Here is a 14,212-nt window from a genome sequence, read left to right on the forward strand (position 1 = left end):
TATGGCGCAATCCATGGGGCTCGCAGAAATTTTGGAGTCTCAATGTCTGCTGAAACTATGAACCCATCTACGGACGATTTTGCGTCCATGTTTGAATCCAGCTTTGCTGGAAGCAATATGCAAGAAGGCCGCGTTGTACCGGCTACTGTAATTTCCGTCGAAAACGACGCAGTGATCGTTGACGTCGGCCTGAAAACTGAAGGTCGCGTTCCACTTCGCGAGTTCGGTCAGGATGCGACACCTAGCGCTGGTGATATCGTAGAAGTTTACCTTGAGCGCATCGAAAACGCGCTCGGCGAAGCTGTTCTTTCGCGCGACAAAGCACGCCGCGAAGAAGCATGGACACGCCTCGAGAAACTTCACGAGAAAGAAGAGCCTGCAGAAGGCGCAATCGTTGGCCGCGTTAAAGGTGGCTTCACGGTTGACCTCGGTGGCGTCAACGCGTTCCTCCCGGGTTCTCAGGTTGATATCCGTCCAATCAAAGACGTCGGCCCACTCATGGGTGTTGCTCAGCCGTTCGCGATCCTCAAAATGGACCGCCCACGTGGCAACATCGTTGTATCCCGCCGTGCCGTTCTCGAAGAGAGCCGTGCAGAGCAACGTGCAGAGATCGTCGGCGAACTGGCTGAAGGTGACGTTCGTGAAGGCGTCGTCAAGAACATCACCGATTACGGTGCGTTCGTTGACCTCGGCGGCATTGATGGCCTCCTCCACGTCACAGACATGTCCTGGAAACGTATTTCTCACCCAAGCCAGGTCGTGAACGTTGGCGAGACTGTCAAAGTTCAGATCATCAAGATCAACCCGGACACACAACGTATCTCTCTCGGCATGAAGCAACTCATGTCCGACCCATGGGATGGTGTTGAAGCGAAATACCCACTGGGCGCTCGCTACACTGGCCGCATCACGAACATCACTGACTACGGTGCGTTCGTTGAGCTGGAAGACGGCGTTGAAGGCCTCATCCACGTGTCTGAAATGTCCTGGACTAAGAAAAACGTCCACCCGGGCAAAATCGTCTCTACTTCTCAGGAAGTTGACGTCATGGTCCTCGACGTTGATGCAGACAAGCGTCGCATCTCTCTCGGCCTCAAGCAGTGCATGGACAACCCATGGGATGCGTTCCTCGTTGACCACCCAGTCGGTTCTGAACTCGAAGGCGAAGTTCGCGGCATCACCGAATTCGGTATGTTCGTTGGCATCGGCCCAGACCTCGACGGTATGGTTCACATCAACGACATCGACTGGAACCGCCAGGGCGAAGAAGCAATCGAAGACTACAACAAAGGCGACACCGTCAAAGTTAAGGTCCTCGAAGTTGACGTTGAGAAAGAACGTATCTCTCTCGGCATCAAACAACTCGGCGACGACCCAATGGCTGGTGGCGACGTACGTAAGGGCTCGACCCTCACCGTTACTGTCACTGAAGTTGCTTCCGGTGGTATCGAAGTTGAGCTTCCAGAAGGCCTCAAAGCCTTCATCCGTCGCTCTGACCTTTCCCGTGACCGTTCAGAGCAGCGCCCGGAGCGTTTCGCTGTTGGCGACACAATCGACGCGAAAGTCACAAACTTCGACCGCAACTCTCGCCGCGTAACGCTCTCCATTAAAGCTCTGGAGATCGAAGAAGAGAAAGAAGCAGTCGCTCAGTACGGCTCTGCTGACTCTGGCGCGTCCCTCGGTGATATCCTTGGTGCGGCCCTCAAAGGTGATGAGGAAGAAGGCAAACAATAGAAATTTTGCCTTCATAGTAAAAATTCAATCACAAATTCGCGGCGAAGCCTTTGGTTTCGCCGCGAAAACGTATATGGTGGGGGAATGCTACGCTCAGAACTCGTTCAGAAACTGACTGATGAAAACCCGCATCTCCGTCCACAGGATCTGGAGAAGGTCGTCGATGTTATTCTGGAAGAGATCACCTCCGCCCTTGAAAGCGGGTCTCGCGTAGAACTCAGAGGTTTCGGTGCATTTTCAGTGCGTAAGCGCGATGCTCGCGTTGGCCGCAACCCGCGTACAGGCGAAACTGTACAGGTCGAAGAGAAGTTCGTTCCATTCTTCAAAGCCGGTAAAGAACTGCGTGCGCGCCTCAATGACGGCGTCGATCCTGAAGACCGCTAAACACGTACATCCCTGTCTTGGTGTTCGGCCCACAACACTATCAAAAATAGAAAACTGGATTTGCCGCGAAAAATTTCCCTATTCAGGCGAATGGACGCGATAAACCCCATATTTCATAGCGCCGCATGGCCCGTTCGGCCCCCTTAAATCGCGCAATTTTCAAAATATGGCAACTTTTTCGTCAATCAAAACAGCGGCCTAATGTTCAACTGCAATTGATATGCAGAATTCTGTCACACTTTAACCTAGGTTATGGCGGAAACTTCGAGCTGGCGATACGCGTTTCCTCCTTATGGATATGCCTGTTTATACATTCGAAGGCCGTGAGCACGCGCAGACAGCATCTTGTCTTGCCGCAAAGCTTATGAAGCTTACGCATCTTAGCAGCCGCCATGTTGAGCTGCTTGCGCGTCTGGAGACCAATGCTGTTGGCCTCCCACGTGGCCATGTTCTTCTGTCTGAAGGTCAGCCCGCTAATGAACTTGTCATCCTGAAATCAGGGTGGGTGAGTTCCGGTAAACTTCTCAAAGACGGCGGATCAAGCATCGCGCAAATTCACCATCCAGGTGACGTTGTCGGTTTCGAGAATATTGCATTCTCCACCGTCAAAAATACCTGTGTGGCTGAGTCCGACCTGATCGCATGTAAAATCCGCACCGGCGATCTGAATGAAGTATTCAGCGAAAGCCCTCGCCTTGCGGCGCTCATAACGGCGCTGGGTGCGATCGAGCATGCAATAATTTCGGATCGGGTAATGATCTCGCGTCGTAACGACGGTGAGATGCGCGTGGCGCTTTTCCTACTGCAGACGCTCAGCCGCCTCAGATTGATGAACGATACCGCTCAGAACGGTTTCATGTGCCCGCTGAGACAACAGCAGATTGGCGATGCGACCGGTCTGACAAGCGTTCACGTAAGCCGTATGCTCAAGCGTCTTGAGGATGGAGGCTTTATCCGCAGGAGCCGTCAGTTCATCGAAATTACCGATGAAGAGGGTCTTTCGCAGATGATTGACTATGTCGACCGTTATCAGGACCTCAATTTGTCATGGTTACCGGAGGACTGATCACAGTCTGCAGTTGCTTTAATCTCGATCAAATACGCAGCGTCTCAAGTACGTTAAGCTGTGATATACAACCGTACCCGCAACACTGAACGCCCGAGCGGGCGAGGATCGGAGCAATGCTATGACCGGTCCCTTCTCCGGACACGCCTTATTGGTCGAGGACAACACAATCATCGCACTGGATGTCGCTGATATGCTTGAAAGCATGGGCGCGGCACAGGTGCATGTCGCAAGTAACTGCGACGAAGCAATGGATATCCTCAGCAGATACCCCGTCGCCTACGCGGTCGTAGACGTCATGCTGGACGGCCAGACATGCGAGCCAATCGCTTTAAGCCTGAGCCAGCAGGCTATCCCGTTTATTTATGCATCGGGAATGAACGAGCTTCAGGCAAACCTGCCTGAAGCGCCGAACGTTGCTAAACCCTATTCGCCGGATGCGCTTTTGAGCGCATTAGAAAACAGCATCCGGCAGGGATGGGATTTAAAGCCAGCTTAGATGTAAGCGGAGATTGTTTCCTCAATGTCCGCTTCAGTCGCGCGATCCAGTGAGATCACACGAGTAAACTTGTCCCAATAGCTCATATCCTGAGCTGCCTTGGAATCTTCAATCAGCAGGAATTTTGGAATACTCAGCTTAGCAAACTGCTGGCTGCGTTTCAAAATTGTGAGAGCCGTCTGATCGTTCGTGTTCTGGGACAGGATGACAGCTGAGTATGCCTTCTCAGCCAGATAGCCGTCGATCTGTGATCCACGATGATGAACGATGAACGGGACGCCCATCTTCCGAAGCGAGCTCTCGATATCGTCGATATCCTGCCATTCAGCAGCAATGATCAGCGCAGGTTTAACGCGGCGCTCCTGCTCAGGCTGCGCCATAAAGGAGTGGTAAAGCTTGACCATCTGCTCTTCTTTTTCAGCGGTCATGCGCTCGACTTCACGAAGACGCGCCTCAACCGTGGCCAGAAGCAGCTCAAAGTCGATCGGCTTGGTGACATAGTCATCCACGCCCATCTTCTTCCCCTGAATGATATGACGGCGATCCGCCAGAGCACTCAGAAAAACGATCGGGGTAGACGAAAACGCCTTCAGCTCACGAAGGCCTTCCAGCATGCCATAACCGTCAAGCACCGGCATTGTAATGTCAGACAAGACAAGTTGCGGCTTGAATTCCTGAATCAGTTTGAGGCCTTCAGCACCGTTGCCGGCGCAAGCCACTTCATATCCCTCGTCTTCCAATTCTTCGACGATCAGGGACCTGATTTCCGCCTCGTCTTCTACGACTGCGATACGCGCGCTCATTTCACAGTTCCTTCTTTCTGAGAGTCTGAGTTGTCTTCAGGCAGGTAGAGCAGCGGTTTCTCGCACTCCTCATCATGCCCGGTAATCGGAAGCCGTATCTCGAACTCGATACGGTCTTCACAATCTTCTATGTCGAGCTCACCTTCATGCTGCTCTACGAGCAGACGGATGAGCTTCAGGTTCACGCCATCAGGCAGCACGGTCGTGGCCTGATTGCGGTCTGCTTCCAGTTTCTCTGAAAGGTCGCGAACATCAACGAGCGAACGCGCCTCAAAAATAGCTTTCAGAGTGATATTGGCCCAACGGCCCTCCGACCACATAACGAGGTCCAGTCGGCCACGGTTGGTGATGAGGTCGCCGCCAATGGTAAGAAGCTTGTCGAGGATCAACTCAACGAGCCTGCGATCACCAACGACCAGATCAGGGCATTCTGTGAGCCAAGCCACCAGATTGACGTCAGGGCGTACAGCCTGATGTTCACGGGTAATGCCTTCCACGAGTTCGTGCAGCATGACGTTCATCACCGGATCCGGCTTGATGCAGGCCGCCATTTGCGTAAGCTCGATAGAGTGCTCCACCAGCTCAACCATTTTGTCGACTGTCGCGCGGATGATCTCGGTTCGTGCCTTGACCTCTTCGGCTGACACCTGCCCCGCAAATCGTTCCAGGCGGCGTGCATTGCCATCAATTACAGTCAGCGGCGTGCGCAGGGAATGGCGCGTGAGTTCCGAGAGTCGTTCCCTCAGCTCCTGCAATTCCTGACTGGCAATGTCCGACATTTTTGGCGATCCAATATCGTGTTTGAAATTTTGCATAATTTATCCCCCGGTGCCCGTCGCAGCTTCAACAACTGCTCCCCCGAGCTCCCCGTCTTCTTCATCCAGCTCCGACATCATCACCCCTGTCTCCAGCGGTGACTGCAGCGGCAGCCGGATCGTAAATTCAGTCCATTCACCCTCTACGCTATCCAGCTCCACCTTGCCGTGGTGCATATCAACAAGGCTTTTCACGAGGTTCAGGCCAATGCCTGTACCCGGAATACCTGTTGACGTGCTGGCGCGGAAAAAGCGCTGGAAAATCTTCGGCAACTCATCTTTCGGAATGCCGATGCCGGAATCGCGAACCCTGAGAACGGCGTAATTACCTTCAGTCGTGCCAAGGACACTGACATGTTTGTTCTCACCGGAATATTTCACGGCATTTGAAATCACATTAGTGAAAACGTTATCCATCAGGCGCGCATCGCCGAAGAGTTCTTCCGGATAGTCGTTCACATCCAAATCGATCTTGTGAGCTGACGCGACTTCACGCTGACGGGCACACACTTCATTGACCAGATCGCGAAGCTTGAAGGTCTCTGGCGTCAGTTTGATACGCCCCGAGGAGAGACGCGACGCGTCCAGCGTACGCTCCACAAGCATTGTCATACGCTTCACAGTCGCGCGCAGTGTCTGAGCCTTTTCGCGCACATCATCTGGCGTAAACTTATCCGCGCGCTTGTCGAGGCGGCGCGCAATACCATCAATAATGGTCAGCGGTGTGCGGAACTCATGGCTGGCCATGGACACAAATTCAGTCTGCATGCGGTTGAGCTCGCGCTCGGATGCGAGCGCTTTTTCAAGCTCCAGCGACTGGTTCATAATCGTCTGCGTACGCTCCTCAACGCGCGCAGCAAGCTCGTCGCGGTTGGAAATCAGAGCGAGCTCAAGCGTCTTACGTTCGGAAATGTCGCGGTGAACCACGATATACCCGGTAAACACGCCGCCTTCGTCGAAGAACGGAGACAGAATAGCCTCGATCCAATACTCCGAGCCATCCTTGCGATAAGCCAGAAACTCTCCCGAGAATGGTTCACGCAGGCGTACGGTAGAGAGCATGTCCGCCACGTCTTCGGCATTAGTTTCGATGCCGCGCAGCAGCTCGTGCAGAGAGCTTTCCTGAATTTCTTCAAAGGTATAACCGGTCATTTTTTCGAGTGACGGGTTCATCCAGTCGAGTTGCATCTCAGCATCAAGAAGCGCGATGCCGTCAGATGCGTGCCGCACAACCAGCGCCAGACGCTCTGCTTCGGCCTGAGCTGTCGCGAGGCGGTCGCGCATTTCACGTTCTTCAGTCACATCGTTCAGGACGTGGACGACTTTGCTGAGGCGCCCATTTTCGACAACCGGCGTAATCGATCCGCTCATCCAGAAGTCAGAGCCATCCTTACGGAGTGCCAGGACCTCAATATCAGTCGGTTCCGCATTTCGCAGCGAGATGAACGCCTTGCTGATCACGCGCTGATCCGCATCCGGATTGCGGGTTTTCTGAAGCAGCGTATAGCCCTCAAGTTCGCTGAAACGATAACCGGTCATGTCGCAAAACGCGTCATTGCACCAGGTGATCTGGCCGCGGCCATTGGTAAGGACGATGCCCTTCGTCGTGTGCTCAGCACACAGCGCGAGCTTGTAAATACGCGCCTTCTCGGCCTCCAACGCATCCAGCGCCTGAATGGTTGAGCGGTGCGCAGGAAGGAATACGCCCAGCGCAAGAAACAGGACGAGGAAGAACCCGCCGAGCAGCGCCATATCGCGGATAAGCTCTTGAGATTCAGACGCGCCCCGCGCCGACGCAATGATCAGGTTGGAAAATTCGTTGAGGCGGCGCTCAAACATGATCTGATCGACATCACTGATCTCAACCGGAGACACCTGAAGGCCGAATTCCGACTTCATGAACTGGTAGAAGCGGTCGATTTCATCAGCCAGAGTTACGGCGTCATGATCATGACCGTCATGGTGAATGTCCTCGCGGTAGAAGGTCTCTATACCATCCTGAACATTGCTGCTCCCCATCAGCCGGTCGATGCGGCCAGCCGCTTCGTAATAGGTTTCAAGGTTGCGAAAGACATCAGAAGGAACGGACTGACGCATCGTGCCGTCTTCGCGCTCTTCATACTGAAGATACTTCACGTACAGCGCAGAACGATTGCCGTTCAGCGACTCAACCAGGCGCGCCAGCTCGAAATGCGTATTCGAGTAACGCAAAGACATCTCGTTCGCCGTGAACACGGCGATAGATGTCATGGAGACCAGAACCGCCGTCACGGCGAAACGCCGCCAGTGCTGACGTGGATTGTTACCCATCACCGCGCTGAGGCCAATGCCCAGCACGCCGATCATGAGCAGGAAAACCTCCAGCCAGAAAGCGTTCTTGCCATCATGGTTCAGACGCGACAGCTCTGACGCTTCAAAATGCAGGCTTTGGGCGATGACATACTGTGCCGTCACAACCGATGCCGTCATGACGCCAAGGCTAAACAGCGCGAGAGCTTTATTCTCTCCGGACAGTAACGTCCGGTGCAAAGTGCCATTAATTCCGACAACAGCCAGAATAGCTACGCCGATAGCGACCCAGTCGACAGATGCCGGCAGTTCGGCATGCGCAAGCATCGGAGACATAACCGCCAGAGCGATTACCATGGATGACGTGCAATATCCGGTATATGGCCTCAAGCGCTGAGCTGAACGTCCACCCGCAAGCCACACGCTCACAGCGGCGGCACAGATAGATCCCAGCATCAGGACACCGATTTCAACTTCAGTGAGACGGATCTGCTCGTGTGGATACAGCGCCAGCGTAAACAGCAAAGTATGGCTGAAGATCACTTGTCCCAGCAGGATCGTCAGAATAGCTGGGAAATCGCCAACTCCGTTCCCCGCCTGACGCAGATTGTGTCTGAACGTCATCACCATAACGGTGACGATCGCGAGGCCCATGAGGAAAATCCCCAGCATTACCGGGTCCACATAGATACGATCTGAAAAAGTCAGCAGGTCAGGCATGAAGAACTCAAGAGATTAATCCCTTAAATTCAATCACAAAGATTTTAAGAAGCGTCCTTATAGGACACTCAGGTTTTGCCGATATCGTTAACCTGCCATTAGGGGCAGCACGAAGACTTGTTTGAAATCAGGCTGCAGAGCTGGTGACGGATGCACCGAAGATATCGCGGATATCCTGCTCGGTGGCCGCTTCACGTAGCTGACTGCGAATGCTGGACTGGCGCATTACACGCGCCACTTTCGCCAGCGCACGCAAATGGTCCGCACCGTCTCCGTCTGATGCCAGAAGCATGAAAACGAGATCGCAAGGCTGCTCGTCTACCGCGTCGAAATCTACTGGCGAGATGAGACGTGCAAATCCACCGATCGGGCTGACAATACCAGGAAGGCGGGCGTGAGGTAGAACAACGCCATGGCCCACAGCTGTGGAACCAAGCTTCTCACGCTCGAGAATCGCGCGCTGGATATCGCGCTCGGACACACCTGTCTTCTCAGCCATAGCATTAGACAGTCGTGAGAAGACCTGTTTCGCGCTTGAGCAATTCAAGGCGGGCAAAACAGGTCCACCCGATAGAAGATCTGAAAGATCTCTTGTCATTTATACCTCAGTTTCGGCCGCGTAGGGCGCGATCTGGACTATTTTCCCGGATCGACCCAGCCGATATTGCCGTCATTGCGGCGGTAAACCATGTTAAGGCCGCCATGTACAGCATTACGGAACATCAATGCCGGAACTTCTGTCAGCTCCAGCTGCATGACTGCCATAGAAGCGGTCATTGTCTTGATGTTGGTCTGCTGCTCAGCGATCACCGCCGGAGCGTCTACAGTATCTACGTCGCCTGAATCAACCTCTGATTCGTCCTCATCCGCAGTTGAGAGAACGGAGTAAGCGACCATTTCCGCTGGAAGAAGGTTGCTGTCCGGGCGGTGATGATCACGAAGGCGACGCTTATATCGGCGTACACGCTTCTCCAGCTTGTCCAGCGCCAGCTCGAATGCGGCATACGGATCATTGGCTTCTGCGCTTGATTGTAGAGATATCCCTGAGGGGAGCGCGACCTGACATTCGGCCTCATACAGATGGCCATCCTTGGCCATACTCACATTACCTTCCGTCGCTCGATCAAAATACTTAGTTACTGCGTCCTCAAGCCCGCTTTCGATGCGGTTTTTGAGAGCTTCGCCAAGATCGATGTTCCGTCCAGCAATCTGAATTTGCATGATGGGTCCTCTTTATTTATCTGCCCCTACACCTAAGTGTGCAGCATTCGACGGTCTTGTGGCAAGAATGAGGGCAAATACGAATGTCCTGAAAACCTGCCGTCAGAGAAATCTCCTGCTTCTACTTACGTAATGTCGACGGCCTAGTCCGCCAGACATGTAAGAGAAGATTGTCATGAAAACATGTTAACAGGCAACCAAACTTATTCGCGCAATTTCTCACGCGATTTCGTCTGGATAGCAGCAGGAAACTATCTATTTATCAGGAATTTAGGCGGACTGACGCAGCGCCCGGCGGCGCTGGACGGACGAAGGAATACGTAAAGATTCGCGATACTTTGCGACCGTACGCCGCGCAATTTCGATCCCGAAGCCGCGCAACTCCTCAACCAGCTGGTCATCAGACAGAACCGTCGCCAGCGTCTCACCATCAATTAGTGTTTTAATCCGGTGACGAACAGCCTCAGCGGAGTGCGCCTCACCCTCACCTGTCGATGGAATAGCTGCGGAGAAGAAGTATTTCAGTTCGAACAGGCCGCGCGGGCTCGCGAGATATTTGTTCGATGTGACACGCGAAACAGTAGATTCATGCATGCCAATCACATCGGCCACCTGCTTCAGATTCAGCGGGCGCAGATGCGCAACGCCGTGCACGAAAAACGCATCCTGCTGGCGCACAACTTCCTGAGCGACCTTCAAAATTGTGCGCGCGCGCTGGTCGAGGCTTTTGATCAGCCAGTTCGCATTCGCGGCGCAATCTTCGATAAATTCCTTATCTTTGTCGCGCATCGGCATTTGAGAGACTTCAGCGTAATACGTACGGTCCATTAGGACGCGCGGCAGCGTATCGGAATTCAGCTCGACGCCGAATGCGCCATATGCAAGCTCGCGGACAAACACGTCCGGCTGAACGGCCTGAGCCGCATCACCCGCAAAAGAAGCACCCGGACGCGGCGTGAGCGCTTTGATCTCCGCGATCATGTCCAGCACGTCGGCGCGGTCGACACCGCAAATCTGCGCAAGACCTGACAAATCATGCTTGGCCACCAGGGCCAGATTGTTCAACAGCGCTTCCATAGCCGGGTCAAACCGGTTTTGCTCTTTCAGCTGAAGCGCCAGACATTCTTCCAGAGAGCGCGCCATAACGCCAGTTGGCTCAAACCCCTGACACACATCAAGAATGCGCAGCACGCGTTCTTGCTCAACGCCGAGCGTCTGGGCGGTCTGCTCAATATCCCCGCGCATATAGCCGCCATCGTCCGTCTCTTCGATGAGCTGGGATGCAATCAACTGATCGACCTCATCAAGGCCGGACATGGCCAGCTGATCTTTCAAGTGCTCACGCAGGGTCTTTTCCGATGATAGAACAGACTCAAAGTCAAAGTCTTCACCGCCGCCACCGCCAGAACCGGACTGCGTGCTACCGGCGCCAGATCCTGCGCTCGCGGAACCGTGCGCTTCTACAGCATTCTCAGACGGGCTATCGGCTTCATAAGCATCTTCGCGCGGCGCATCGAGATTGTCCTGCGCATCAGCGAGTTGGGAGTTTTCTGCAGACGAACCGTAGTCATCAGCCGTTTCTGATGCAGAGTCGTCATTGCTGTATTCGGAATCATCACGCTGGAGGAGCGGGTTCTTTTCCAGCTCCTGATCAACATATTCAGCGAGTTCAATATTGGATAGCTGCAACAGCTTGATTGCCTGCTGCAGTTGGGGGGTCATGACCAGGGACTGGCCCTGTCGTAGTTCTATCCGCTGTGAAAACGCCACCGCGTGCCTCCTAGGCCGCGAACCTTTCACCCAGATAGACCCGGCGCACTTCCTCGTTTTTGAGGATATCTTCAGGTGTGCCTTCGAAAAGAACTCGGCCATCATAAATGATGGAGGCGCGGTCTACGATCTGCAAGGTCTCACGGACCTGGTGATCTGTAATCAATACGCCGATGCCGCGCTCTTTAAGATAGCGCACCAGATCGGAAATATCCGATATGGCCAATGGGTCGATCCCGGTGAACGGTTCGTCCAACAACATGAAACTCGGCCTTGATGCAAGCGCGCGTGCAATCTCTACCCGGCGGCGCTCACCACCTGACAAAGACATAGCTGACTGCGATCTGATATGCGTGATGTTCAGCTCTTCCAGAAGACCTTCAACCGCCTGTTTCCGCGCTTTCTTGTCTTTCTCGATCAGCTCAACAACACTCATCACGTTCTCTTCTACGGTCATACCGCGGAAGATTGATGTTTCCTGTGGCAAATACCCCACCCCGAGACGGGCACGCTGATACATTGGCAGGGAGGTTACGTCCTCACCGTCAATCTCAATATGCCCCTCATCGGCCGTGATAAGCCCCATCATCATATAAAAGCAGGTTGTTTTACCTGCACCGTTTGGGCCGAGCAGACCTACCGTTTCACCGCGTTTGAGAGAGAGTGATACGTCGTGAACCACCCGTCGTTTCTTGAACGACTTGGCTAGGTTCTTAGCGACGAGACCTGACTGGTCATTGCTCACAAAAATTCTCCCGTTTCGCGCGACTTTGGTAAGGCCCGCGGCCCCAAACTTGCATACGATCATTAAAAGCCTGTTGAAGTTTCCGAAAAACTTCGGCTTCGATCAGGTTTATTCCTCTTCAGAAGCGTCCGTAATAATAACGGTTCGAACGCGCGTACCCTGCGTGCGCCCTTCAGAGGTAACAGTCGAGCGACCATTCGCCAGATCAACAACCAGCTGGTCACCGGCAATTACGTTTTCACCGCGGGTTACTGTGACGTTGCCTGTCAGTGTAATCGTATCGGCTTGATAGTCATAGACGCCGCGATCACCACGCGCACGCTCGCTAGGTGTCAGATAGTAAACCTCACCTTCAGCGACGAGGCGCTGAACGTCGCCAACGTTGCCGCCAAGCGCGGTAGCAGAGCTGCCATCTTCAGAGCGTTGCTCAAAGTAAATCGTCAGGCGCTCGGCACGGATACGCGCATCGCCCTGAATTGCATCGACATTGCCGATGTAAACAGCGCGCGCTTCGCTATCGATGAAGTCGAGCTGGTCAGCTTCAATCTGGATCGGGCCACGCTGGCCGCTGAGTTGCGCAGAGGCGCTGAAGGTCAGCGCCGTCATCAGGCCCGTGGCCAGAACAAGTGACTTCAACATTCCTACTCTCCTGTCTCCCGACTGGCTGGCTGAATTTCCGTCCAGACATTCCCCCTGAACGTCACCCGGTCACCACCGTCATTAATCTCATAACTGTCTGCGCGCAAACGTCCGAACGGGCCTTCGCCTTCGAGAGGCTCAAGACCGACAACGCGGTTTTCCTGAACATACATACGCGCATGAGTCGTCACAAATCGATTCCCGCTCGCATCCATCAGAACCACGTCTTCAAAGAGTTCCAGATGCTGGGCGTCCTGATCGAACACGCCCCGCGGCGCCTGAACCGTACCATTAAGGCCATCATCTAGCGCAGGGTTCTGCAACTCGATGAGAGAGGCATTTGCACCGTTCCGCTGGGCCGTATCAGCTGTGATCACATAAGGCTGACCGTTTGCATCGCGCCCCGTAAAGCGCGGGTTCAGCATGGTAACGACCTGTGTCGCGGTATAATCCGCGCGCGGGCCATGGCCGTTCACGATGCTGACGATAAAGCTGCCGAGCAGCGCACCAGCTGACAGCGCGGCCCCCGTGATAAACAGCATCCGCAACAGACCAACGAGATCAGACCGCGACCGCGCCTGTTTCAGAGACAGGCGGCGCTTTGGGGCCCAGATGTCATTCTGTTGTGCGGACAGGCTGCTCATGATCGCCGAGTGTGGTCTCCGTGTACGAATAAATCACCTAGCGAAAGCTGTGAGGCGAAACTAGGGCAAATCTACGATACACGATGTTTTATCAGATTATTTAGCCGTGAAGCCCACTTTTAACGCAAGCTGTCACCGCCAAACCTCGCACCAGCCGGACTAGCTGTGCGCAAAGATATCCGTGTCCGGCCAGCCTTCCAGATCGAGTCGCGCACGTGTCGGAAGGAAGTCGAAGCACTGACGCGCCAGATCCAGACGGCCTTCACGGTCCAGCATTCCAGTAAGGCGGTCACGAATTTCGTGAAGGTGAAGCACGTCCGATGCAGCATAAGCGAGCTGCGCTTCGCTAAGCGTTTCTGCGCCCCAGTCAGAGCTTTGCTGTGCTTTTGACATGTCGACGCCGACCAGCTCGCGGGACACATCCTTCAGGCCGTGACGGTCTGTGTAGGTTCGCGCCAGCTTGGAGGCGATCTTTGTGCAGAATACAGGTGCACATGTGACACCGAACCACTTCTGGATCATGGCCACATCAAAGCGTGCAAAGTGGAAGATCTTCTCAACGCCCGTGTCAGCGAGCAGAGCTTTCAGGTTCGGTGCATCATATGAAGAGCGGTCCAGCTGCACAACGTGGGCAGTGCCGTCGCCAGACGACAGCTGGACGACACAAAGCTTATCGCGCACCAGAGACAGGCCTAGCGTTTCAGTATCGACCGCTACGCTATCGCCGAATGTTACACCTGCAGGCAGATCGCCCTTGTGAAGCCGGATTTTGGTCATGGCCGTATCTCTCTTCTGACCTGTCTGTTGAGTAAACTGTTACGGGTGTTTTCCTGCGCACGCAGCCGAAGTCAAGCCAAGCGCCATGCCGAACGCAATCTATTGA

General features: G+C 54.1%; 14 protein-coding genes. 4 read left to right on the top strand and 10 right to left on the bottom strand.

All coding sequences use genetic code 11. The features are described from left to right. The first annotated feature begins 42 nt into the window (after positions 1–42). From rpsA to P1U45_RS00300, 4 genes are all read left to right on the top strand, one after another. Positions 43–1,734, top strand: a complete 1,692-nt coding sequence (rpsA, locus tag P1U45_RS00285; protein ID WP_293608874.1) for a 30S ribosomal protein S1 — start codon at positions 43–45, stop codon at positions 1,732–1,734. A gap of 84 nt (positions 1,735–1,818) precedes the next feature. Then, entirely contained in the window at positions 1,819–2,118 is a 300-nt protein-coding gene (locus P1U45_RS00290) for an integration host factor subunit beta (RefSeq protein ID WP_293607241.1), read from the top strand. Between the two features lie 364 nt (positions 2,119–2,482). Further along, on the top strand, positions 2,483–3,184 hold the full coding sequence (locus tag P1U45_RS00295; RefSeq protein ID WP_301056952.1) for a Crp/Fnr family transcriptional regulator: 702 nt from the start codon (positions 2,483–2,485) through the stop codon (positions 3,182–3,184). A 121-nt stretch (positions 3,185–3,305) separates the two neighbouring features. Beyond that, positions 3,306–3,683, top strand: a complete 378-nt coding sequence (locus tag P1U45_RS00300) for a hypothetical protein (RefSeq protein WP_301056953.1) — start codon at positions 3,306–3,308, stop codon at positions 3,681–3,683. Here the strand turns inward: P1U45_RS00300 and P1U45_RS00305 are convergent. The 10 genes from P1U45_RS00305 to P1U45_RS00350 all read right to left on the bottom strand — a co-directional run bounded on the left by P1U45_RS00305 (position 3,680) and on the right by P1U45_RS00350 (position 14,106). After that, the gene (locus P1U45_RS00305; RefSeq protein WP_293607238.1) at positions 3,680–4,486 is read right to left on the bottom strand and encodes a response regulator transcription factor; all 807 of its coding nucleotides are present in this window, start codon (positions 4,484–4,486) and stop codon (positions 3,680–3,682) included. The two genes, P1U45_RS00300 and P1U45_RS00305, sit on opposite strands and share 4 nt — an antisense overlap. After that, positions 4,483–5,301 (bottom strand): histidine kinase dimerization/phospho-acceptor domain-containing protein, encoded by an 819-nt coding sequence (locus tag P1U45_RS00310; protein WP_301056954.1) that lies wholly within the window; start codon positions 5,299–5,301, stop codon positions 4,483–4,485. Before P1U45_RS00310 ends, P1U45_RS00305 begins: the two co-directional genes overlap by 4 nt. A 3-nt stretch (positions 5,302–5,304) precedes the next feature. After that, the gene (locus P1U45_RS00315) at positions 5,305–8,310 is read right to left on the bottom strand and encodes a PAS domain-containing sensor histidine kinase (protein ID WP_301056955.1); all 3,006 of its coding nucleotides are present in this window, start codon (positions 8,308–8,310) and stop codon (positions 5,305–5,307) included. Positions 8,311–8,437: 127 nt separating this feature from the next. Next, positions 8,438–8,908, bottom strand: a complete 471-nt coding sequence (locus P1U45_RS00320) for a PTS sugar transporter subunit IIA (RefSeq protein WP_301056956.1) — start codon at positions 8,906–8,908, stop codon at positions 8,438–8,440. Positions 8,909–8,946: 38 nt separating this feature from the next. Then, a complete protein-coding gene (gene raiA / locus P1U45_RS00325) occupies positions 8,947–9,531 on the bottom strand; it encodes a ribosome-associated translation inhibitor RaiA (RefSeq protein WP_301056957.1) in 585 nt (194 codons plus the stop codon). A gap of 270 nt (positions 9,532–9,801) precedes the next feature. Then, the gene (rpoN, locus tag P1U45_RS00330; protein ID WP_301056958.1) at positions 9,802–11,301 is read right to left on the bottom strand and encodes an RNA polymerase factor sigma-54; all 1,500 of its coding nucleotides are present in this window, start codon (positions 11,299–11,301) and stop codon (positions 9,802–9,804) included. 10 nt (positions 11,302–11,311) lie between these two features. After that, positions 11,312–12,046, bottom strand: a complete 735-nt coding sequence (gene lptB, locus P1U45_RS00335; protein WP_293607232.1) for an LPS export ABC transporter ATP-binding protein — start codon at positions 12,044–12,046, stop codon at positions 11,312–11,314. Positions 12,047–12,154: 108 nt separating this feature from the next. Beyond that, positions 12,155–12,685, bottom strand: coding sequence for a lipopolysaccharide transport periplasmic protein LptA (gene lptA / locus P1U45_RS00340; protein ID WP_301056959.1), 531 nt, complete (start codon positions 12,683–12,685; stop codon positions 12,155–12,157). 2 nt (positions 12,686–12,687) lie between these two features. Further along, positions 12,688–13,329 (bottom strand): LPS export ABC transporter periplasmic protein LptC, encoded by a 642-nt coding sequence (lptC, locus tag P1U45_RS00345; RefSeq protein ID WP_293607230.1) that lies wholly within the window; start codon positions 13,327–13,329, stop codon positions 12,688–12,690. Positions 13,330–13,488: 159 nt separating this feature from the next. After that, complete coding sequence (locus P1U45_RS00350; RefSeq protein WP_301056960.1) at positions 13,489–14,106, bottom strand: ribonuclease D; 618 nt, start codon at positions 14,104–14,106, stop codon at positions 13,489–13,491. Positions 14,107–14,212 lie beyond the last annotated feature (106 nt).

The sequence above is a fragment of the Ponticaulis sp. genome, from assembly GCF_029210165.1.
Classification (GTDB): domain Bacteria; phylum Pseudomonadota; class Alphaproteobacteria; order Caulobacterales; family Hyphomonadaceae; genus Ponticaulis.